Annotated in this window: 20 protein-coding genes and 1 riboswitch; of the genes, 12 read left to right on the top strand and 8 right to left on the bottom strand. The window is 35.0% G+C overall.

Going from position 1 to position 23488, the window contains the following annotated elements; genetic code table 11:
• Positions 1-2 precede the first annotated feature (2 nt).
• The 3 genes from mtaB to AC23MB_RS08445 form a co-directional block, all read right to left on the bottom strand.
• Positions 3-1358 carry a tRNA (N(6)-L-threonylcarbamoyladenosine(37)-C(2))-methylthiotransferase MtaB gene (gene mtaB / locus AC23MB_RS08455; protein WP_487786994.1) on the bottom strand — a complete coding sequence of 452 codons (1356 nt, stop codon included), beginning with the start codon at positions 1356-1358 and terminating at the stop codon, positions 3-5.
• Positions 1359-1441: 83 nt separating this feature from the next.
• Positions 1442-1636 (bottom strand): DUF6496 domain-containing protein, encoded by a 195-nt coding sequence (locus AC23MB_RS08450; RefSeq protein ID WP_409508608.1) that lies wholly within the window; start codon positions 1634-1636, stop codon positions 1442-1444.
• A 5-nt stretch (positions 1637-1641) separates the two neighbouring features.
• Entirely contained in the window at positions 1642-2118 is a 477-nt protein-coding gene (locus AC23MB_RS08445) for a hypothetical protein (RefSeq protein ID WP_313215340.1), read from the bottom strand.
• A 128-nt stretch (positions 2119-2246) separates the two neighbouring features.
• On the opposite strand from AC23MB_RS08445, the gene AC23MB_RS08440 reads away from it, so the two are divergent.
• The 8 genes from AC23MB_RS08440 to AC23MB_RS08405 all read left to right on the top strand — a co-directional run bounded on the left by AC23MB_RS08440 (position 2247) and on the right by AC23MB_RS08405 (position 14777).
• Positions 2247-4376, top strand: a complete 2130-nt coding sequence (locus tag AC23MB_RS08440) for a S9 family peptidase (RefSeq protein WP_487786993.1) — start codon at positions 2247-2249, stop codon at positions 4374-4376.
• Between the two features lie 69 nt (positions 4377-4445).
• Positions 4446-5093 carry a hypothetical protein gene (locus tag AC23MB_RS08435; RefSeq protein ID WP_487786992.1) on the top strand — a complete coding sequence of 216 codons (648 nt, stop codon included), beginning with the start codon at positions 4446-4448 and terminating at the stop codon, positions 5091-5093.
• A 159-nt stretch (positions 5094-5252) separates the two neighbouring features.
• On the top strand, positions 5253-6923 hold the full coding sequence (locus AC23MB_RS08430) for an oligopeptide:H+ symporter (protein WP_409508605.1): 1671 nt from the start codon (positions 5253-5255) through the stop codon (positions 6921-6923).
• Between the two features lie 184 nt (positions 6924-7107).
• Complete coding sequence (locus AC23MB_RS08425) at positions 7108-8820, top strand: peptide MFS transporter (RefSeq protein WP_487786991.1); 1713 nt, start codon at positions 7108-7110, stop codon at positions 8818-8820.
• A 114-nt stretch (positions 8821-8934) separates the two neighbouring features.
• Positions 8935-10410, top strand: coding sequence for a peptide MFS transporter (locus AC23MB_RS08420; RefSeq protein ID WP_487786990.1), 1476 nt, complete (start codon positions 8935-8937; stop codon positions 10408-10410).
• Positions 10411-10440: 30 nt separating this feature from the next.
• Entirely contained in the window at positions 10441-10959 is a 519-nt protein-coding gene (locus AC23MB_RS08415) for a thioredoxin family protein (protein WP_487786989.1), read from the top strand.
• A gap of 252 nt (positions 10960-11211) precedes the next feature.
• A complete protein-coding gene (gene recG / locus AC23MB_RS08410; RefSeq protein ID WP_487786988.1) occupies positions 11212-13299 on the top strand; it encodes an ATP-dependent DNA helicase RecG in 2088 nt (695 codons plus the stop codon).
• 38 nt (positions 13300-13337) lie between these two features.
• Positions 13338-13430, top strand: a riboswitch (SAM-I-IV-variant riboswitch).
• Between the two features lie 30 nt (positions 13431-13460).
• A complete protein-coding gene (locus tag AC23MB_RS08405; RefSeq protein WP_312322682.1) occupies positions 13461-14777 on the top strand; it encodes a Na+/H+ antiporter NhaC family protein in 1317 nt (438 codons plus the stop codon).
• Here the strand turns inward: AC23MB_RS08405 and AC23MB_RS08400 are convergent.
• On the bottom strand, positions 14753-15247 hold the full coding sequence (locus AC23MB_RS08400) for a GNAT family N-acetyltransferase (RefSeq protein ID WP_487786987.1): 495 nt from the start codon (positions 15245-15247) through the stop codon (positions 14753-14755). The two genes, AC23MB_RS08405 and AC23MB_RS08400, sit on opposite strands and share 25 nt — an antisense overlap.
• Before the next feature lie 34 nt (positions 15248-15281).
• Entirely contained in the window at positions 15282-16154 is an 873-nt protein-coding gene (gene dapA, locus AC23MB_RS08395) for a 4-hydroxy-tetrahydrodipicolinate synthase (RefSeq protein ID WP_374330524.1), read from the bottom strand.
• Positions 16155-16319: 165 nt separating this feature from the next.
• On the opposite strand from dapA, the gene AC23MB_RS08390 reads away from it, so the two are divergent.
• From AC23MB_RS08390 to recO, 4 genes are read left to right on the top strand one after another with little or no spacing between them, the layout of a single operon-like run.
• Positions 16320-17063 (top strand): 5'-nucleotidase C-terminal domain-containing protein, encoded by a 744-nt coding sequence (locus tag AC23MB_RS08390; RefSeq protein WP_487786986.1) that lies wholly within the window; start codon positions 16320-16322, stop codon positions 17061-17063.
• A gap of 7 nt (positions 17064-17070) precedes the next feature.
• Complete coding sequence (locus AC23MB_RS08385; RefSeq protein WP_374330520.1) at positions 17071-18021, top strand: bifunctional metallophosphatase/5'-nucleotidase; 951 nt, start codon at positions 17071-17073, stop codon at positions 18019-18021.
• Position 18022: 1 nt separating this feature from the next.
• Positions 18023-20266: a type IX secretion system anionic LPS delivery protein PorZ gene (gene porZ / locus AC23MB_RS08380; protein WP_313031375.1), complete on the top strand. Its 2244-nt coding sequence runs from the start codon at positions 18023-18025 to the stop codon at positions 20264-20266.
• Positions 20266-20955 carry a DNA repair protein RecO gene (gene recO / locus AC23MB_RS08375; protein WP_313031370.1) on the top strand — a complete coding sequence of 230 codons (690 nt, stop codon included), beginning with the start codon at positions 20266-20268 and terminating at the stop codon, positions 20953-20955. Before porZ ends, recO begins: the two co-directional genes overlap by 1 nt.
• Here recO and AC23MB_RS08370 read toward each other — a convergent pair.
• Genes AC23MB_RS08370 through mqo form a run of 3 tightly spaced genes read right to left on the bottom strand, consistent with a single transcriptional unit; the run spans position 20952 to position 23458 of the window.
• A complete protein-coding gene (locus AC23MB_RS08370; RefSeq protein ID WP_487786985.1) occupies positions 20952-21569 on the bottom strand; it encodes a DUF1684 domain-containing protein in 618 nt (205 codons plus the stop codon). The genes recO and AC23MB_RS08370 overlap by 4 nt on opposite strands.
• Positions 21569-21964, bottom strand: coding sequence for a hypothetical protein (locus AC23MB_RS08365; RefSeq protein ID WP_313031363.1), 396 nt, complete (start codon positions 21962-21964; stop codon positions 21569-21571). Before AC23MB_RS08365 ends, AC23MB_RS08370 begins: the two co-directional genes overlap by 1 nt.
• Positions 21965-23458 carry a malate dehydrogenase (quinone) gene (gene mqo, locus AC23MB_RS08360; RefSeq protein ID WP_313031359.1) on the bottom strand — a complete coding sequence of 498 codons (1494 nt, stop codon included), beginning with the start codon at positions 23456-23458 and terminating at the stop codon, positions 21965-21967. It lies immediately after the preceding gene.
• Positions 23459-23488 lie beyond the last annotated feature (30 nt).

Raw genomic sequence — 23488 nt, 5'->3', positions numbered from 1 at the left:
TTTTAAATCTTTGCTAAGAAATCTTCGAAAGCAGCCTCTACTGCAACAACACCTTCTTCATCGATCTTCGTAAGTTTTAACATTTCTATTTGATTAACAGAATTGATATCAAATGCTTTTCTAACACGAACATAATTCTCTGTAAAACCATACATAAAGTCATTTTTGTTTTCATGCTCCCAAAGAACTGGCAAGGTCTTACCCAATTGCGTTTGATAAAAAGCCATTTTCTTTTTCTCCGATAAAATACGAAGCATTTTATTACGCTTTTTACGTTCTGGGATTGGCACAACACCATCCATATCACTTGCTTCTGTATTTTCTCTTTCAGAATAAGTAAAAACATGAAGATAACTGATTGGCAAATCATTCAAGAAATTATAAGTTTCCATAAACTTTTCTTCGGTCTCACCAGGAAAACCAACAATAACGTCCACACCAATACAAGCATCAGGCATCACATCACGAATTTTTGAAACCCTATTTTGATAAAGACTCGTCAAATAACGGCGTTTCATCTTTTTCAAAATATCATCGCTTCCCGACTGCAACGGAATATGAAAATGCGGCACAAAACTTCTACTTTTCGATACCAACTCGATGCTCTCGTCTTTTAACAAATTTGGTTCAATAGAAGAGATTCTAATTCGTTCGATACCGTCAACTTTATCCAATTCTGAAATTAAATCCAAAAAAGTATGCTCATGTTTTTTGTTTCCGAATTCGCCTTTTCCGTAATCGCCAATATTAACACCGGTCAAGACGATTTCTTTAATATCTTTCGCTGCAATTTCTTTAGCGTTATTCACAACATTTTCGATAGTGTCGCTTCTAGAAATCCCTCTAGCTAAAGGAATTGTGCAATAAGTACATTTATAATCGCAACCATCTTGTACTTTAAGAAAAGCTCGCGTACGATCTCCAATCGAATACGAACCAATGAAAAAATCGGCTTCATCAATTTCACAAGAATGAATCTCTGCCGTACTTTCAGCCTTTTCTAAATCGTTGAGATAACTTAAAATATTAAATTTCTCTTTGGCACCAAGCACCAAATCGACGCCTTCGATATTCGAAATTTCTTCAGGTTTTAACTGCGCATAACAACCGATAACTGCCACCAAACCTTCCGGATTAGCCTTCATCGCACGTTTTACGTGAAGCTTACATTCTCTATCTGCATTTTCGGTCACCGAACATGTATTAATAATATAGACTTTCGCAGGTTGATCAAACTCCACTTTATCATAACCCGCGTCCGTCAATTGACGGGCGATTGTTGAAGTTTCTGCAAAATTAAGTTTACATCCTAAAGTATGGAAAGCCACCGTGTTAGGCTGTTGAATTCGTTCTGTCATAAGGTTGCAAAATTACTAATAAATTATAATAGTCGCAAAATGAGATTAGACACAAAAAAAGCCAACCAAAGTTGACTTTTACATTATTTTTTCTTGGTTGTAGAATCTTTGGGAACCTTCAACCTCTCATCACGAGCCTCCGATATGCCAATAGCAATCGCTTGTTGTCTATTAGTTACTTTTTTGCCAGAGCTAGATTTTAATTTTCCTTCTTTAAACTCGTGCATCACCTCACCAATTTTCTCTTGCGCTTTTTTGGAATATTTTCGAGTTGTCATTTTTTCTAAGATTTAGGAATTAAAACGCCAAGTTCGTAAACTTTCGTATGCATCAAATAACGCACACGTTCTCTTGAAGTTACTTTCTGGATTTCTCCTTTTTTATCAATGACAAAAACGCCATCTTCAGAGATTAAAGGATCAGAATCTGACAATAATTCTTCTTCGACGCTTTTATCTGTAATTTCGGAATCTCTTTTGACATATTTTGCTACAAGCTCTTTGAACAAGGGATTTCCAGAATGGATAATCTCATAATTCGGGTTAGGTTCTGCTGCGAAATAATCTTTTTTAGCGATTAAACCCGCTGAATCATCAAAAACAGGATTATCGTTACCATCGAGAAAACCAACTTCTGTTAATTTTCCGTTGTTCTCGTTTGCAAATTGTTCTGCCTCAGCATAAGAATTAAATTTAGTATAAAGCACTTCATTGTCAAACTCAAACTTTGTAAGACGACTTCTAATATCAGTATTTTCCATAGTACATTATTTTTGGTATTTTTAAAAACATACAAGAATTCTGCCAAGACTTATGGAAAACTATTTACATATCCTTAATATATTGGCAAAATCTGTATCTTTACGAAAGTTAATTCCAATTATTTATAATGAAAAAGATAATACTATCCAGTTTGGCGATTGCAGCATTCTATAACCTTAGAGCACAAGAAATTACATTAGACAAAATATATTCTGGTTACTACAGAGGAAAAGGTATTGCTGGAATTGCCTCGCTGAAAGATGGCGAAAATTATGCAACGATTGAAAAAGGTGGAATAGCAAAATATTCTTATAAAACATCGACAAAATCAGGAAATATCGTTGATGGCAATTTTGAATCTTACACTTTTTCTGATGACGAATCTCAAATTTTACTTCTAAAAGAAAGCGAGCCAATCTACAGACATTCTTTCTTAGGAAAATTTGATGTTAAAAACCTTAAAAACGGAAAGGTTGTTAGCTTAAACAATGGCAAATGGGTACAGGAACCAAAATTTTCTCCTGATGGATCCAAAGTGGCTTTTATCGCTGATAATAATTTATTTTATCAAGATTTAAACACTCAAAAAATTACGCAAATAACGACAGATGGTAAGAAAAACGAAATCATCAACGGTCTTGGCGACTGGGTTTATGAGGAAGAATTTAGCCACCCAGATTATTATCAATGGAACAAAGCTGGCGACGCCATTGTGTTTGTAAGATTTGATGAAACTAAAGTCCCAGAAATCAATATCCCGTTATACAACAACAATTTGTATCCGAAATCGATGACTTACAAATATCCAAAAGCTGGTGAAGAAAACTCTAGCATTACGGCACATTTGTATCAATTGACATCTTCAAAAATGTCAACACTTGATCTAGGCAGTTTTGAAAACTATTATATTCCTCAGATTTTCCAAACTAAAGCCAACAATGAGATTATTATAGCGACTTCTAACAGACATCAAAATAAAGTTGATCTATTAAAGATTAACACGCAAAATGCATCGGTACAAAAATTATTTTCTGAAACCGATAAAGCTTGGATAGAAACCGACAAACTAACCATGGAATTCTTAGATGACAACTCTTTCCTTTGGGCGTCTGAGCGCGACGGATATCGTCATCTATATTGGTATGACAGCAACGGAAAACTAAAAAAACAAGTTTCTAAAGGCGATTGGGAAATCACAGATTACTATGGTTATAATCCAAAATCTAAAGAAGTTTTTATACAAACTACACAAAACGGAAGCATCAATAAAGTTGTTTCAAAATTAAATATTAACTCCGGAAAAACTGAGATTATATCGGAGAAAGAAGGTACTAACAAGGCGGATTTCAGCAAGAATTTTAATTATTTTATCAACACAACATCAACTGCGAAAATGCCTTTTAAATATGTTTTAAAAGATGCTAACGGAAAGAATGTTAAAGAACTTCAAAACAACGACGAACAACTCGACAAATTAAAGAAAGACAACTTCTTAGCTAAAGAATTCTTAACCATTCCGAATGCTGTCGGCGACCAAATGAATGCCTGGATGATCAAACCAAAAGATTTTAATCCTAACAAAAAATATCCGGTTTTTATGTTCCAATATTCTGGTCCAGGATCTCAGCAAGTCTCTAACTCGTGGGACGGCGGAAATGGAATTTGGTTCGAAATGTTAGCCCAAAAAGGTTATTTAATTGTTTGTGTTGACGGTCGTGGTACAGGTTACAAAGGGACAGCTTATAAAAAGTCAACTTACAAACAACTTGGGAAATACGAAATCGAAGATCAGATTACCGCTGCAAAATGGCTTGGCAATCAATCTTATGTTGATAAATCTAGAATAGGAATTTTCGGCTGGAGTTTCGGTGGCTATATGGCAAGTTTAGCTTTAACGAAAGGCGCCGACGTCTTCAAAATGGGTATCGCTGTTGCGCCAGTTACCAACTGGAGATATTACGACTCAATCTACACCGAAAGATTTTTGCAAACCCCGCAAGAAAATAAAGATGGTTATGATCTTAACTCGCCGACAACTTATGCTAAATTGCTGAAAGGGAAATTTTTGATGATCCATGGCACAGCTGACGACAACGTCCATTTCCAAAATGCGATGGAATTTTCAGAAGCTTTAATTCAGAATAAGAAACAATTTGATTTTATGGCTTATCCTGACAAAAACCATGGCATCTATGGTGGACAAACAAGACCTCAACTTTACGAAAAAATGACCAATTATATTTTGGAAAATCTATAAAACAAAAATCCGCTTTCAACTTTTTGAAGTCGGATTTTTTTTATTTAGATTTGTCTTAAACCTCAAAAGATGATAAAAAAATTACTGTTAATACTTAGTCTTATAATTTTTGGGCACTCTTATTTTGCTCAAACAAAACCAACAGGAAATGAAGAGTTAGATTACATCCTTTATTACAAAAGACTCGTTGATGCGGCCGATTCTATCCAAACGCATAAAAAAACTGTTGAGTTTGATAGCAAAAAACTATTTGAAGAAACCAAAAAACTGGACAAGGAAAACTACCCTGCCGCTTACATTACCAAAGCCAACGACTATTATAAAAAAGGACAATATAACGAAAGCGGATTTTTGTATTATTTAACACAATTGCGTGCTGCAGATTTTAATGCTTCAACTTTAGGACATTATAGCAACGATGAAACCGCAAATATGCTGGAAGAAAGTTCTTATTTATTCTTATCAGCTAATGTTGAAAATTATCATAAAATCTTAAAAATGGCTATTGATTACTACGAAAAAGAACCTTATATCTATTTGGTTAAACATGATAAAGCTTATAAAAAACAATCAGTCACAGGACGTTATCGCGAGCTCCTAAAATTATTAGATACAAAAGATCCCAAAATGATCGCAGAAATACAAGCTGGTCGACAAGAAATGATTAAAAGAATAAATGAGTATTATGAAGCTTACCGATCGTCATTTGAAAAATAACAACTTAGGATTAATAATTTACAAAACAGACAGCTTTCAATGACTTGGAAGCTGTTTTGAATTAAAACTGATTGTTAAACAAAATTAAATTTGAAGTTAATATATACATTATCTATCGAATAAAAATCTTATTTTTGTCCAATTTGAAAAAATAAAATTATGAAGAGCAAGCATCCTAAAGGGCTTCCTTATCTTTTCTTTACCGAAATGTGGGAGCGATTTGGCTACTATTTGATATTGGGAATTTTTGTTTTGTATCTCATCGAGCCACAAGGTATTGGTGGCGGACTTGGTTTTCCTGATAAAGATGCAGATGATATTTTTGGAACTTTTATCGCATTAACTTATTTAACACCTTTTATCGGAGGTTTTTTGGCTGACAGAATTTTAGGTTATATTAAATCCATCTATCTTGGCGGAATCTTAATGGCTGCTGGATACATTGGCTTAGGTGTGTTCACAGACAAACCATTATTTTACACTTCTTTAGCCTTAATTATTATCGGAAATGGCTTCTTCAAACCGACTATTTCCACTCTTTTAGGTAATCTCTATTCGGAAGAACCTTATAAAGCAAACAAAGATTCTGGCTACAATATTTTCTATATGGGAATTAATATTGGAGCTTTTATCTGTAACATTATCGCAGCTTTTATGCGAAACAAATTCGGTTGGGGCGAAGCCTTTATCACGGCAGGTATTGGGATGTTGCTAGGTCTTATTATTTTTACCATTGGTAGAAAACATTACCTACATGCAGCACAGATGAAGCCTGTACAAGAAGGCGATACAAAGCTTTCAGAAATTCTTTTAAAAGTTTTTGGCCCTGCGATTATCGCTGGTGTTATTGGTTGGTTTTTACCGACAATGATCTTCGGAAGTAATATTTTTGGTAGCACCAATACAGATGCATTTATTTTTGCTTGTATCCCTGTTATCTACTTTTATGTTTCGCTTTATCTTAAAGCCAATCCACTTGAGAAACCATCAATCGGAGCATTGTTATCTATATTTTTGGTCAGTATGTTCTTTTGGGCAGTTTTTAAACAAAACGGAACCGCCTTAACACGATGGGCCAATTATTACACAGATCGTTCAGTATCAGAATCTGTAGAAAAACCTTTAGCCGCTTTATTTTTAGTTGAAGAAAAAAGTTACGAAACTAAAGAGGTTAACGTATACGATGATCAATTCCGATCGCAAAAGGCTGAAGATGGTTCAGCATTAAAAGAACAAGGAAAAGATATTTATTTCCGTAACATTTCTTCCGATGAGAAAGCCAAACTTGACGCCAAAAATGACAAGAATGTATTTCTTTACAACACAGAGCTATTCCAATCGATAAATCCATTTTGGGTCATTGCATTAACGCCTGTCGTTGTAGCCTTCTGGGCGATACTTCGTCGAAAAGGAAAAGAACCGCTGACGCCATCTAAAATTGTTTTAGGACTTTTCATTTCTGCGTTATCGTGTTTGGTTATGGTAGGCGCTGTATATGCTGGACAAAATGGCCTTGTAAAAGTCTCTGCACTTTGGCTATTTGCATCGTATGGTGTTATTACTGTTGGCGAATTATGCCTTTCTCCTATGGGATTATCCTTCGTTTCTAAATTGTCACCTGCAAGATTAACAGCTTTAATGATGGGAGGTTTTTTCCTTGCAAACTCTGTCGGAAACAAGCTATCGGGGATCTTAGCAAGCACTTGGTACAGTTATGAGAACAAAGCCAACTACTTTTTAGTGAACTTTGCATTGTTAATTTTTGCAACCTTATTAGGACTCTCGATGTTAAAACGTCTCAACAAAATTATGAAAGAAAAAGGGCACTAATCCTTTGACAATCAATATAAAAATCTCTGCAGCAATGTGGAGATTTTTTTATTTAATAAAATTCAAAAACGCAACAAAGTTTAGAAAAGCATCAAAAAACAGCATCTTTTTATGATTAGCATCATGCCATTTTCAAAAAAAAGCTATATTTGTCAGTCTTAACAAAAATTTAACAATAAAAAATATGGATACAGTACAGGCCAAAGAAAGGCATCCTAAGGGGCTGTGGGTTTTATTTAGCACAGAAATGTGGGAGCGTTTTAACTTCTACGGAATGCGTGCAATTTTAACCTTGTTTATGGTTAACTCCTTAATGTTAGGAGAATCGAATGCTTCAATTATCTATGGTGGATTTTTAGCATTATGTTATTTAACACCACTATTAGGCGGTTTTATCGCTGACAAATATTTAGGAAACAGTTATTGTATTATTCTTGGAGGAAGCTTAATGGCCATTGGACAGTTTCTTTTGTTCTATAGTGCCATAACTTTTGATACTGCTCTAGAGACTTCAAAAATGCTTTTCTGGATAGGCTTATTAATTATTGTTTTTGGGAATGGATTTTTTAAGCCAAACATATCATCAATGGTTGGTAGCCTTTATCCTGCGCAAGAAAAAAGCAAACTAGACTCAGCTTTCACCATATTCTACATGGGTATTAACATTGGTGCCTTATTAAGCCAATATTTTGTACCACTTATTGCAGACGTTGTTGTTGACGGACAGAGAGATGTACACGCTTTCAAATGGGGTTATCTAGTTGCTGGTATCGCAATGGTTTTAGGAACAGTTACTTTTATCATTCTTAAAAACAAATATGTTGTCGATCCAGAAGGAAAACCAATCGGAGACATTCCTAAGAAGTCTGATGCAAAAGATGCTGAAAACGAATCTGCTAAATTTGCATCTAGCGCTTTATTAGGTTCTTTAACACTATTCATCGTATTATTCTTCACATTCAGATATCTATCCGTTGATGAAATATGGTTTTCAAAATTTGAAATTGGTACGTTAGTAAAAGGGATCATCTACCCAATTATTTATTCTTCGGGAATTTCTTTAGCAATTCTTATCCTTTTAGATAAGGCTTTAACTAAAGTTGAAACGCAAAGAATTTTAGTAATCTACATTGTTTCGTTCTTTATTATTTTCTTCTGGGCAGCTTTCGAGCAGGCAGGATCTTCACTAACCTTCATCGCTGATAACCAAACAGATAGAACATTTTTATTTGGATGGCAAATGCCGGCATCGATGGTACAAATCTTTAATGGGATTTTCGTTGTAATGCTTGCTGTACCGTTCAGTATCCTTTGGGACAAATTGAGAGCTAAAGGTAAAGAACCTGTATCTCCACTGAAACAAGCGATGGGACTTATCTTGATCGCGGTAAGTTATTTCATCATTGCGCATAATGTAAAAGACTTAGGTAACGATGGATTACTTGCTATCAAATGGTTAGTATTATTATATTTCATCCAAACGTGTGGTGAGCTTTGTCTTTCTCCAATCGGTTTATCTCTGGTAGGAAAACTATCTCCAAAAAGATTCGCATCATTACTTTACGGCGTATTCTTTATTTCCAATGCTGCTGGTTATGCGTTAGCAGGTACATTAGGAGCAATACTTCCGGCAACCGGAGACAAGTATAAAATGGCACAAGAAAAAATTGGAGTTAACTTACAAGATGTCTTAGATAAGAAAATAACATTAACACCAGAGCAAGCTGCCAAATTTAAAGAAATGCATTTATCAACAGAGTATCCGACATTCGCAGGATTCGAAATCCATAATCTATATGAATTCTTTATGGTATTTGTTATTCTTTGTGGTATAGCAGGTATTTTATTGGCAATTATTTCTCCTAAATTAAAGAAAATGATGCATGATGTGAATTAATTTTCGTCATAAATAAATATTAAAAACCTCTGAGCAATCTGAGGTTTTTTCGTACATTCGCTTGATAGTTTTTTACAAAACTACTTACTGGGATTAATTTAATTCACTATTTAAATGAGTTTAACATTACAAGAAATTCAAAATTTTAAAGGCAAATATCCAAAACAACTTTGGTATCTTTTTACAATAGAAATGTGGGAACGCTTCTGTTTTTACGGTATGCGTGGGGTGTTGGTAATTTTCATGACCGATCAATTAGGTCTTTTTGAAAAAGATGCTAATCTAAAATATGGCACTATCCAAGCGTTTATTTATGCATTCACCTTTATTGGGGGAATCTTCGCTGATAAAATTCTGGGATTCAAAAAATCCTTGGTTTTTGGAGGAATTATTATGGCCATCGGAAATTTAATCATTGCCTATAACCCACATGACTTGTTCTATTTTGGGATAACGTGCTCTATTGTTGGTACAGGATTTTTCAAGCCCAATATATCTTCTATGGTAGGAGAGCTGTATAAAGAAGATGATGTTCGAAGAGATGCTGGTTATGGGATGTTCTATGCGGGGATTAATATTGGAGGACTACTAGGTGGTGCTTTATGTGTGTATTTAGGAAAATATTACTCTTGGAGTTTATGTTTCTTAGCCGCAGCAATTGTTATGATTATTGGTTTGATTACCTATTTCGTAATCAGAAAAACCATTGATCCAATTGGAAATTCTCCTTTAGAAAAAGATACCAAACCTGTTAGAACTCGTAAAGAATTGATGGTTATTGTTGGGGCAATTATCATGTTACCAATCATTTATTTCTTAATTCACAGCAGCAATTTCACAGACTATTTCATGTATGGGATTGGTACTATCGCCCTTATCTATTTAGGTTACGAAATTTCAAAACTAGATAATAGTTATCGTAAAAAAGTAATAGCAGCGTTCATTTTCATTGTTATGTATTTAATTTTCAATGCAATATATGAACAAAGTGGTGGCTCATTATCTTTGTTTGCAAAAGATAACTTAAGTACTGATTTATTATTTTTCAATATTGACCCGAATATTATCAATAATAGTTCTAACTCATTTTTCATCATTATTTTCAGCCCATTAGTTGGGTTACTTTGGGTTTGGTTAGCCAAGAAAAAACTAGAACCTAACACCATAATCAAATTCGGAATTGGATTTTTGTTCCTTGCAGCAGGATTCTTTTTATTCTATTCATTAAGATTTTTTGCAAATGATGACGGAAAATCATCACTCAATTTATTTACATTCACATGGTTGGTTATTACATTTGGAGAACTATGTTTAGGACCAATTGGGATGTCAATCATTACGAAACTTTCTCCTAAAAAACTATTTGGGATGATGATGGGAATGTGGTTTTTGGCAAGTGCATTTGGACAGTTTTTTGCAGGGAAAATTGGAGCAGAAATGTCTGAAGCCAACACAGGAGGAACGTTAATGTCAAAACTTCTTGCATATACAGAAGGCTACAAGATGCTAGGATTCTATGCGCTAATTGCCGGTGTGGTATTAATTTTGATATCTCCTATTGTTAAAAAATTAATGCAAGAAGTAAGATAAGTTGTCGAGCTTCTTCATAAAATAGCATTTATGATGAAGATTTTTTTTACACTATTTTTCATGTTGTCGTCTTATTTTTCTTTTGCACAAGTGCATTGGATAACGATTAACGAAGCGCTCGAAGCGCAAAAGAAAGTACCAAAAAAAATCTTCATTGCTTTTACAGATGACCACTGTGACCCTTGTCAAAAGATGGAAAAATTCGCTTTTGACAATCCTGTTATCGCAAAAATGATTGCAGACAAATTCTATGCAGTTAAGTTTTTTGCAGATAGCAAAGAGAAAGTCAACTTTCGAGGCCGCGATTTCGAATATAAGGACAACGCCACGATGCATTCTTTCGCGAAGTATATGAACATCTCGACGGTCCCGACCATCGTATTTTTGGATGAACATGCCGCTCCAATTACGAGTCTCATGGGTGCACTTTCCGCAAAAGATGTTGAACCTTACTTTTCGATGATTAGTACGCAGGACTACAAAAACATCACAAGTCGTCAACAGTGGGACGATTATCAACGAAAATTCAAATCAAAAATAAAAGATTAAACTTCAGCATTCCTGAAGTTTTTCTTTTTTTAGGAGCAAGAAAAACTCATGGTACTTAGAAAAGTGACTCCCGCTGTACGCTTTATCTTTGCGATGTGGCGTTCGGACGGCTCCGCTAGCGCTCCGCCGCCTCGCGCCACCCCACAAAGGATGCCGCTTCCATCTGGGCTAGAATAGAAACTTTGTCATCCCATTTCATTTTTTAATCCCTGCAAAAAAGCTTAAATTGCCAATTAATTTTTCGTAAAAACTTTGCATCTAGACACGCCCATAGAATTTATAAAAGGTATCGGACCAGAACGCGCCAAACTTATCAAAAATGTTTTGGGCATTCAGAATTTGGAAGATTTCATCAACTTCTACCCTATTCGTTATATCGACAAATCAAAAATCTATAGCGTTTCAGAACTTAATCCAAGTTTAGAACTTGATATTCAGTTAAGAGGAAAAATCACAGACATCCAAGAAGTCGTTTCACAAAAAGGAACACGACTAAGCGCAAAATTCCGTGACCAAACAGGAACAATAGATCTAGTATGGTTCCGATACAGCAAATGGATGAAAGAAAGCATCCCAGTCAATAAAGACTTATTCATCTTTGGAAAAATACAAGCTTTTAACAATAGCTTTTCCATGCCACATCCCGAAATAGAAACAGACGAAGCAAAAGCCATCTCGGGCACATTACTTCCGGTCTATCCAAGCAGCGAAAAACTCACCAAAAGAGGCATTAACAATAAGTTGTTTCAGAATGTTATCTATGAAATTCTTAAAAATCTTCCACAATTAATCGATGAAAATCTCCCTCAAAATTTAATAAAAGCCTTAAAACTTTTGGGAAGATTAGATGCGTTTTACAATATACATTTTCCGCAAAATCCACAGTTGGCACAAGAAGCTGACCGTAGAATAAAATTCGAGGAAGCTTTCTTTTTTCAGTTAGGTTTTGGTTTAAAAAAGCTACATCAACACACCAAATCTATCGGAAATCCTTTCCCTATTGTTGGCGATTATTTTAATAATTTCTACAATAACAATTTACCATTTGATTTGACGGGCGCGCAAAAACGCGTTCTGAAAGAAATCCGAACCGACATGAAGCGGTCCACGCAAATGAATCGCTTGTTGCAAGGCGATGTTGGATCGGGCAAAACGATGGTTGCGCTTTTGACCATGTTAATTGCCATGGATAATAACTTCCAAAGTTGTATGATGGCACCAACGGAAATTTTGGCGCAACAACATTTTAATTCTATTCAAGATTTATTAAAAGACACCAATGTTAGCGTCAAATTACTGACAGGATCTACCAAAACTTCCGAACGAAAAATTATTCACAAAGAATTATTATCTGGCGAACTTTCCATTTTGATTGGGACGCACGCCGTATTGGAAGACATCGTACAATTCAAAAATTTAGGATTGGTGATAATCGATGAGCAACATCGCTTTGGCGTGGCACAGCGTGCTAAGCTTTGGGCAAAGAATAAAATCCCACCGCATATTTTGGTGATGACAGCAACGCCAATACCAAGAACCTTGGCCATGAGTTTTTATTCTGACCTCGATGTGTCGGTTATCGACGAAATGCCAGTTGGGCGAAAACCAATCGTTACCGCGCATCGTCGCGAGAAAGACCGCGCTTATGTTTATAATTTCTGTCACGAAGAATTAAAGAAAGGTCGCCAAGTTTATTTCGTTTATCCATTAATCGAAGAATCCGAAACTTTGGACTACAAAAACTTACAAGATGGTTTTGACCACATACTTAATCATTTCAAAAGTTACAATATTGCGATGCTTCACGGACGAATGAAACCCGACGAAAAAGACCAAGCGATGCAATATTTTGCTTCGGGAAATGCACAAATTATGGTTGCAACAACTGTTATCGAAGTAGGCGTTAATGTCCCAAATGCGTCAGTTATGGTGATTGAAAGCGCTGAAAGATTTGGACTTTCTCAACTTCATCAGCTTCGCGGACGCGTTGGTCGTGGTGCCGAACAGAGTTATTGTATCTTAATGACGTCTGACAAACTTTCTGCAGAAAGTCGCAAACGCATCAAAACGATGTGCGAAACCAACGACGGTTTCAAAATCTCCGAAGTTGACATGGAACTTCGTGGTCCGGGCGATATTTTGGGAACCCAACAAAGTGGTGTTGTCGACTTTAAAAAGTTAAACCTCATGACGGATTCGCAAATTATAAAATTGGCGAAACTCGCTGTAGAACAACTTTTAGAGAAAGATGCACTTCTTGTCCATCCCAATCATCAAAGCATGAAAAACTTCTACATTAGACAATATAAAGGCAAAAACAAATGGTCTAAGATTTCGTAACGATTTGGTACTTTAAGTTTTTACACCTATTTTTGTCACACTTTTATCACGAACCTCAGCAGAGGTAGCAACCTGCAAAACAAGCAAGGTGCTAAAACGATAAGCCAATTTTTGGAAAAAATGTTGAACTATCTTCTGCTGACTTCGCCAAATAACGACGTATGACAACAGAACATAAACCTCGCGAAAGCTTTATCAGCTTGATTCCTTTTTTAGTATTTGTCCTAAGTTTTTTAGGAGCAGGAATTTATCTTAATGACTTTTATGCCTTGCCCTCTCCTATTGCCATGGCACTAGGAATTATCACTGCTTTTCTAATCATCAAACTTCCATTTAAAACAAAAATGGACGAATTTCTGAAAGGTTTGGGTGATAAAAATGTGTTAACTATGTGCGTTATTTATCTTTTGGCAGGCGCGTTTTCTACCGTTTCTAAAGCGTCGGGAAGCGTTGATGCTATCGTAAATTTAGGTTTAGAATATATTCCTGTTAATTATATTGCGCTTGGTATTTTTATATTGGCTTCGTTTTTATCTTTGGCGTCCGGTACTTCGGTTGGTAGCATTGTAGCACTTGGTCCCATCGCTATCGAATTGGCAACAAAAAGTGGCGCCGATGTTAACCTCATCGCAGCGTCACTATTGACAGGCGCAATGTTTGGAGATAATCTTTCGGTGATTTCTGACACGACAATTGCTGCTGCACAATCTTTGGGAAGTAAAATGTCTGATAAATTCCGAACTAATCTTTGGATTGCAGCGCCAGCATTTTTAATAACGATTTTTATTCTACTTTTTAATAATTCGGAAGTTACCCAAATACAGGATTTATCTAGACAAAGCGGCAGTTTTTATCTTTTAATTCCGTACATTTTGGTTATAGGTTTGGCATTTGCAGGCGTTGATGTTTTTTTCGTTTTATTAATTGGTGTTGTCGTGTCAGGAATTATCGGTCTATCAAATAACAGTATGGACTTGTTAAGTTTTGCAAAGGAAAGTTATAATGGTTTTACTTCCATGACTGAGATATTCCTTTTATCCTTATTAACAGGCGGTTTAGCTGCAATTATCGAATATGCGGGTGGTATACGATTTCTTTTAAATAAAATTTTAAAATCGATAAAATCGAGATTTTCTGCAATGTTGGGAATGGGCGTTTTGGTAAGCCTTGTTGATGCTTGTATTGCAAATAATACGATTGCGATTTTGATAACGGGAAAAGTTGCAAAACCAATTTCCGAGCATTATGAGTTTGAACCTCGAAAAATGGCTTCGGTATTGGACATTTTCTCATGTATTATCCAAGGTATTATTCCGTACGGTGCGCAGGTATTAATCTTGGTGAGCTTTGGAAAAAATAAGATTGACTACATCCAACTTATTAGCCAATCTTATTATATTTGGTTGCTTTTGATTTGCGTTTTAGTATTTATTTTCTTGAATAGAAATCAAACTTATAAATTAAATTCCATTAAATAATCGTCCATTACATAACCACTTCCAATATCGAAAACTGCTTCGCCGTAGACTTTGTAGTTTTGAGATTCGTAAAATTGACGCGCAACATTATTTTTATTCACTGTTAAAATAATACGATTATCTCCCACGGATTGGGTATGTTTTTTAACGAGATTAAGACCAAATTTTCCAGCGCCTTTTCCTTTAGCTTCTGGCACAAGATAAATGCGATGCAACTTGGTTGTGTTAGGTTCTAAATGATGTTCGAAACCAACAAATCCCAAAGGCGTTTCATCATCAAATATTAAAAAATAATGATAATTAGGATTTTGAAAATGTTCTAAAATTGCATGTTCAGAATACATCATATCGAGCATATATTCTAACTGCTCTTTTGATAAAATCTTTGAGTAAGTGTCTTCCCAAGAAATTCTGGCAAGCTTCTGTATCAACTCGATATCGAATTGCGTTGCAGGTTTAGTTGTAATCATATTTAAAATAAAAAATGGGCCAAAGCCCACTTAATTATATATTTTTCATTTCAGCTTTGATCCTGTCTTGTAGACCTTCCGAAGCTTTTGTTAAGGGTAATCTCAAAGTATTTTTAATAATTCCCATTTCAGCAAGAATAGTTTTAACACCGCAAGGATTTCCTTCTGCAAAAATTAGTCTTGTGATGTCCACCAACTTGTTATGGATGTCGTAGGCTTCTTTAACTTTACCATCGAAAGCTAGTTGTACCATCGTCGAAAACTCTTTTGGATAAGCTTGTCCAATTACCGAGATCACGCCATTACCACCAGCCAATGTTACTGGAAGCGTATATTCATCATCACCCGAAACCAAATTAAAATTAGCAGTTTTTTTTCTCACAATATCAAAATATTGCAGAATATTTGGCGCCGCTTCTTTAATCATAATCAAATTCGGGAATTCTTTAGCTAATCTTAAAGTCGTATCTGCTTCGATATTTTGTCCAGTTCTTGACGGAACATTGTAGATGATAATATTTTTACCAGTCGCAGCAATTGCTTTATAATGTTGATAAAGTCCTTCCTGATTTGGCTTGTTATAATATGGAGAAACCGAAAGAACCGCTTCAAAATCTGATAAATCTGTCTCCTCGATTTGTTTAACAACTTCCATCGTGTTGTTACCACCAATCCCAAGAACTAACGGCACACGTTTACTATTCACCTTTATGATATGCTCAACAACCTGTTTCTTCTCGTCATTAGAAAGTGTTGCAGCCTCAGCCGTTGTACCAAGAACCACAAGATAGTTAGTTCCGTTATCGATATTGTAATCCACTAACTTTGTTAGAGAATCGAAATCTATCGATAAATCTTCATTAAAGGGCGTTACCAACGCAACACCTACACCTTTTAAATTGCTCATATCTTAAATTAGAATTTACTTGTAAAGTTAAAGTTTTTGTTTGATTCTTTAATTAAATTTAATTTGAAAAAAATCAAAATTTGTTAGCTATAACCTAACATTTTCTAAACAATGCGCCTCGCAAAAAATTCTTAGCTTTGCTTTTTTAAAGTTAAAAGATATATGATGAGGTTTCAGATATATGTTTTAGGAGCGACTTTAGCTTTGCTAACTGCTTGTACATCGCGCCAAAACATTAGTAATATCCAAGCGTATCAAAACATTGTGATTGATAGTAATATTAATGATGATGCAACTTTCAAGGAAGTTATTGCGCCCTACAAAAACGAACTTGAGAAACAGATGAATATTAAAATTTCTCACACTTCTGTGGAACTTAATAAAACTGGTGACAACAGCAATTTGGGAAATCTTCTCACAGATTATACATATGAAGGCGCATTGGCTTGGGCAAAGGCTAACAACATCCTGAATATCGATGGGGCTGTTATCAATATTGGTGGTATCCGAACGATAATTCCTGCAGGTGATATTACGATAAAACAAATTTTTGAAGTAATGCCTTTTGAAAATGAAGTTGTTATTGTTAAATTAAAAGGAAGCGATTTACAAGGACTGTTTGACTATTATCTTAAGGAAAAAACGAATAATCCAGTTTCTCACATCACGATTATTACGCAAGGAAATAATATAAAAACTGGACTTATTTCTGGGCAAAAAATTGAGAAAGACAAAACTTACTACATCGCAACTTCCGATTATCTAGCAATGGGCGGCGACAGAATGTACTTTTTCGGGAAAGGAGAAATGATCGGCACAGGTATCAAATTACGAGAACTTTTCATAGAAAAGTTTAAAGAAAATAAAGAAGTTAAAGTCCCTGCAGATCTGCGTCTTGACCTAAAATAATGATGTTATGAAAAGAAAAGAATTTTTAAAATATATTGGTGCAGGTAGTTTAGGACTTAGTTTAACGCCTAATTTAGTTTTAGCAAATACGTTTACGAAACCTACTCTATCGCAAGATATCAAACTTACAATCTTACATACCAACGACCAACATAGTCGTATTGAGCCTTTTGATGCATCTTATTCAAAAAATCCGAATCAGGGAGGTTTTGCAAGACGAGCGAGTTTGGTACAACAAATTAGAAATCAAGAAAATAACCTTTTACTTTTAGACTCTGGAGATATCTTCCAAGGGACGCCATATTTCAATTTTTTCGGTGGCGAATTGGAGTTTAAACTAATGAGTATGATGAAGTACGATGCGTCGACAATGGGGAACCACGATTTTGATAATGGACTAGAAGGTTTTTTTAAAGTTTTACCAAATGCAAAATTTCCATTTATTTGCTCAAATTATAACTTTAAAAATACTATTTTAGACGGCAAAACAGAATCCTATAAAATATTTGACAAAAACGGCATAAAAGTCGGAATTTTCGGAGTCGGTGTTGAGCTAAAAGGTTTGGTTGGAAAAGCCAATTATCAAGAAACGGAATATATTAATCCAATCGAAATTGCTCAGCAATACAGCCAGTTTTTAAGACATGAAAAAAAATGTGACTTGGTGATTTGCCTTTCGCACCTTGGCTACGATTACGAAAAAGAACCCGAAAAAATGTCCGATTTGATCTTAGCAAAAAAGACATCTGGTATCGATCTCATTTTAGGAGGTCACACACATACTTTTCTTCCTGAGCCACAGGTTTTGAATAATAGTGAAGGAAAAAAAGTGTTGGTTAACCAAGTTGGTTGGGCGGGACTTTTGTTAGGTCGAATAGATTTTTATTTCAATAAAGATAAAAGCGTGAAAAATATTTCTTGGATAAATCAAGTTATAGATGAAAGCATAATTGCGTAATATGAGAAAAGCTTTATTATTAACATCCATGCTGTCTATTGCAGCATTTAATGCTCAAAACACTTCTAGATGGAGTGATTTGTTTTCATATAATAATGTATTAGCCATTAGAGATGATGGGCAAAAGCTAATAGCTGCGACAGAAAACGGAATTTTCTACTACAACCCAACGTCTGGGGAAGTTAGTAAATTATCGAAAGCCAATGGTCTTCACGAAGTAAAAATTACTGCTTTTGATTACAACCCTGAGACTAAAATCGGACTTGTTGGTTACAAATCTGGGGCAATGGACGTTATTACACCTGAAGGCGTTTTTCTGATTATGGATATTCCTATTGCCAATGGGTATTTAGGTGATAAAAAAATTAATCATATTTCGATTTCTGGTAATAAAGCAGTTATTTCTGTAGGTTACGGTGTTTCTATTTTTAATTTGGATAAAAGAGAATTTGGGGATACAGCATTTTTTAATACTGGAGGGGCATATAATGCGGCTTTAGAAGCTGGAATTTTTAACGATAAAGTCGTTGTGGCAACTCAAAATGGACTTCTAACACATACGATAGACACGACATTCCCTGTTTACAATACATGGACAACTCAATCTACAGGTAGTTTTACAAATATAGCATCAAAAGATCTTATTGCGTATTCCACTGCAAATCAAGTAAGATTTGGTAACAATGTCACATCAACTACGGCTTTACCACAAAGTTTTAGTAATGTGAAAGATGTTGTCATAACAGATCAGAACATTATTGTTGCTGATAATTCAAAACTATACAGCTTTACTAAAACTGGTGCATTACAAAAAACAATTGATTTCACAGAAGAACTTAATTCTGGCTATGTATTTAATAATCAGATATTTTCAGCAACAAAACTAAATGGTTTATTAAATGAAAGCAAATCAAGCTTCAGACCTGATGGACCTTATAATAATTTTTCATATAAAGTAAGCCTACTTAATAATCAAATTTGGGTTTCATCAGGCTCAAGATCCGAATACGACGTACCAACTCCTAATGGATTAGGTTATTATCATTTTGATGGTCAAAAATGGAATTATCCTGATTATTTCATTAACAATCCAATAGTTTTTAATATTATGGATGTTACACCAAATCCGAATGATATGAGCGAAGTGTTTTTCGTGAATTATTCGATGGTTAATACGCACAAAGGTATTTACAAAATGAAAAATAATCAATTTGTTAAATCCTACATGACTACTGATGGGAGCTCTGGGTATAATAGACCTACGGGACTTACTTTCGATGACAAAAATAACTTATTTGCTAGTATTAGTACCTTGTTCTATAACGACCCGTTAGTTGGTTATGTTGGATATTATTATTACAATAGATCTAGTGACAATTTTTCAACAATTCGATTAGTCAATGGAAATAGAGCACAAAAACCTATGACAAAAGATAATATACTTTATATACCTTGCCCTCGAGAAGGCGCAGGAGGTCTAGTAATGTATGATTATGGGACACAACCCGGGGCATCATCCAATCCAATAAAATTCTTAACCAAAGAAAACAATCTTGCAACGAGCGATGCAATTTCTGCAGCAATAGACAAAAATGAAAATGTATGGATAGGAGGACAGAAAGGAATAAGAGTCCTTGCTAATCCTAGAGACGCTTTTGGAGATACAAAACCACAAACGGAGCCAATAATAATCGAACAAAATGGAATTGGCGAAGAGTTATTTAGAGATTCTGAAATACTTCAAATTTCGGTAGACTCTGGGAATCAAAAATGGATATCCGTACGAGGTGGAGGCGTATATTACCTAAGCTCAAGTGGAGAACAAACTTATTTACATTTTACTAAAGCCAACTCACCGCTCCCATCCGACAATATTACAGATATTCAAATCGATGAGAAAACTGGTAAAGTATATTTTGCGAGTTCCGAAGGTTTAATGGTATATCAAGGTGATGTAGCTGACGTTAACGAAAATTTCGGTAATGTTGTGGTATATCCTAATCCTGTAATTTATGCAAGCTATAAAGGAAATGTCCGTATCAAAGGTTTAGCTGAAAAAACAAATATCAGAATTACTGATGCTGCAGGTAATGTCGTACATAGCGCTGTGGCAAGAGGTGGTTATTACGAATGGAATCTTAACAACCAAAAAGGATCTCGTGTTGCTTCAGGTATTTACTTTGTTTTGATGACAAATGCTGACGGTACCGATACCAAAACTGCAAAAATCGCGATCGTTAATTAATGAATTCTTATAAGGGCTTTCTTCTGTCATACATCAGATATGGCGACAGCGATGCTATTCTCCGTTGTTACACGGAAGAAAGTGCTTATCTTAGCTTTTATATCAGAGGAATATACTCTGTTAAGAACAAGAAAAAAGCCTATCTTTTTCCGTTGAATGAGTTGCAACTCTCTACAAATAAAGGAAAATTCAATACCGAATTGTTGATTGCTTCGAATATCGAATCGGTTTCTAAAAAGGATTTATACCAAGACATAAAAGCCAACGCCGTTATCTTTTTTGTTGCAGATTTACTAAATCAAATTCTTAGACACGAAAACGAAGCACATCCAAAGCTTTATACTGTCATTGCTGAATTTCTACAGGAAGTAGAATTATCCAATATGCAAGCGCATTTGGTTTTGATGCTTAAAATTATCAAAATCCAAGGTTGGGCGCCATTAGAAAGTGAAGCCAATTATCTTAATCCCGAGACAGGAAATTTTGGAAATTCGGAGGTTCATTATCTTTTTGACAAGGAGAATTCTATGACTTGGAAAGCCTATCTAAATAAAGAAAATCCTTACGATTTAATCCTAAATCGAGAACAAAGGCAAAAGTTTTTAGATAGTCTTTTGGTATACTATCATTTCCATTTTGTCGATTTTAAAACACCAAAATCCTTAGAAATTATTCAAGATATTTTTTAATGATGGTACACATCATTATACTTTACGCCAGCTTTAATCGCAACATCTAAAATATTTTCGGTCGGAATTAAAGGACAACTATAATCGAACGCATTATAAGCACAATACGGCTGATAAGCTTTATTAAAGTCAATAACAATAGTATTTTTGTCCGTTTTTTCTAAATCTATATAACGTCCACCACCGTAAGTTTGCTTGCTATTTGTTAAATCTCCAAAAGGCATAAATACAAGATTAACATATTCGGGATTAGTTTGCAAAGCATCATTTGTATATAAAGTCACCACCAAATCTTTTCCATTAAGTTTAAAATATGCTTTTCCATATTCTGTAAAAGATTTTGATTTTCCAGAAGATGTTGGCATTATTAATTTTTGGTCAGATGTTGATTTCTCAAGTTTTGCAACAATTCTGTATTTTTTACTAATTGGGAAAAAGGGATGTTCAATAAACTTTGTAAAATTATCGCCCCTCAAAGGCGATTCACCCTCAGTTTTATATTCTCTATTTAATTCTTTTTTAAAATCTAAAACACTCTGTTTCCAATCTTTTGTAGATTGTCCATTAATGTTTAAAAATCCAAAAAGCATTAAAAGCACTAAAAAATATTTCATCAATCAATAATTATGTTGTAGACATCGCTTTTGTTCCGTTTGATATTTGGAACAAAAAATCCATTAGATTCGGGAATAATTTCTGCAAGTGTAAAACTCTTACAATCCGGTGGCAACCCCGAAAAATACAAAGTAAATAAAAAAGTTTTACCCGGCGGCACATCTGTCCATTCCGGGTAATAACTTATATTTTCACAATGAATTAATTCACTTAGCAGATTAGAATTGGCATCGTCATACAAAAAAGTTGACTGCCAAATTCTTATTTTCTCCTCAAAAAAACCAACCGATTGAAAACGACAATGCACAATCACAATCTTGTCCATCAAGTGCAATTCTTTGTTCGCTTCTTTTAGCGATGCATCGATAAAAGGTTTGGTTTTGATAGTGTTCATTTAATAATCAAGTTCTAGCTTAGCTTTGCTAAAATTACGAACTTTTTCTGTCAAATTTTTATCTGTCGCCAAAGAAACGCCATAGCTTGGGATCATTTCTTTAATCTTAGAACTCCATTTTCCTCCGTCTGTCATTCTGTCAGGGAAACAACGTTCCAAAACATCCAACATTGCATAGACAGATGTACTTGCACCTGGCGAAGCACCAAGTAATGAGGCGATTGTTCCGTTTTTGTTAACAACAACTTCGGTCCCAAACTCTAACTTACCACCATCTTTTGCATCTTTTTTAATAACCTGAACACGTTGTCCAGCAACTTTTAATTCCCAATCTTCTTCTTTTGCATCTTTAATAAAATCTCTCAAATGCGCTAGACGTTGAGACTTGGTCATTGCAACTTGCTGAATAAGATATCTTGTCAACGGCAAATTATGCCACCAAGCTCCAAACAACGAACGTATGTTCTTGAAATTGACACTTTCTGGTAAATCTAGATAACTTCCTTCCTTTAAAAATTTAGTTGAAAAACCTGCGAAAGGCCCAAATAAAAGCGCTTCTTGACCATCAATAATTCTTAAATCCAAATGTGGAACGGACATTGGCGGCGCATCAACTGTTGCTTGCGTATAAGCTTTAACTTTGTGCTGCGCAATTAATTCTGGGTTGTGAGTCACCAACCATTGCCCACTAACTGGGAAACCGCCATAGCCTTGACTTTCTTCGATATCAGAACTATCCAAAAGCGGCAAAGCATAACCGCCAGCTCCGATGAAAACAAATCTTGCATCAACTTCCTGCGTGTGAAGATTTTTTCTATCTTTTACTTTTATACGCCATTCACCGTCATCTTTAAGATCAATATCTTTAACTTCGTGGTACGTAAAAACCTCAACGCTACTGTCTTCTTGAAGATGATTAAATAATTTTTTAGTTAAAGCGCCAAAATTAACATCTGTTCCCAAATCCATTTTAGTCGCGGCTAATTTGTCTTGCGCACTTCTTTTTCTCATAATCAACGGCACCCATTCTTGAAGTTGGCTATGATTGTCAGAGAATTTCATCCCTTCAAAAAGGTGAGATTGTGTCATCGCCTCGTGACGACGACGTAGATAATCCACATCACGATCGCCAAAAACAAAACTCATGTGCGGACAAGAATTGATAAAATCTTTAGGATTAGAAATGAGTCCTTTATCGATAAGATAAGACCAAAATTGTTTTGAAATTTCAAACTGTTCAGCAATTTTTTCTGCTTTTTTGATATCAATACTACCATCTTTTTTCTCTGGCGTATAGTTAAGCTCACAAAAGGCTGAATGTCCTGTACCAGCGTTATTCCAAGCGTCAGAACTTTCTTTAGCGACGTCATCTAGTCGTTCAAAAATTGCTACTTTAAGATTGGGTTCTAATTGGTGGACAATTGTCCCCAATGTTGCACTCATAATACCACCGCCTATTAGTACAAGGTCGTATTTTGGTTTGGGAGTATCCATTATATAGTATAATTGTTTATTGCAAAAGTT

The organism is Soonwooa sp. T0.1_25, assembly GCF_057652215.1.
The sequence above is the reverse complement of the archived record's forward strand: the minus strand, read 5'-3'. Positions and strand labels throughout refer to the sequence as shown.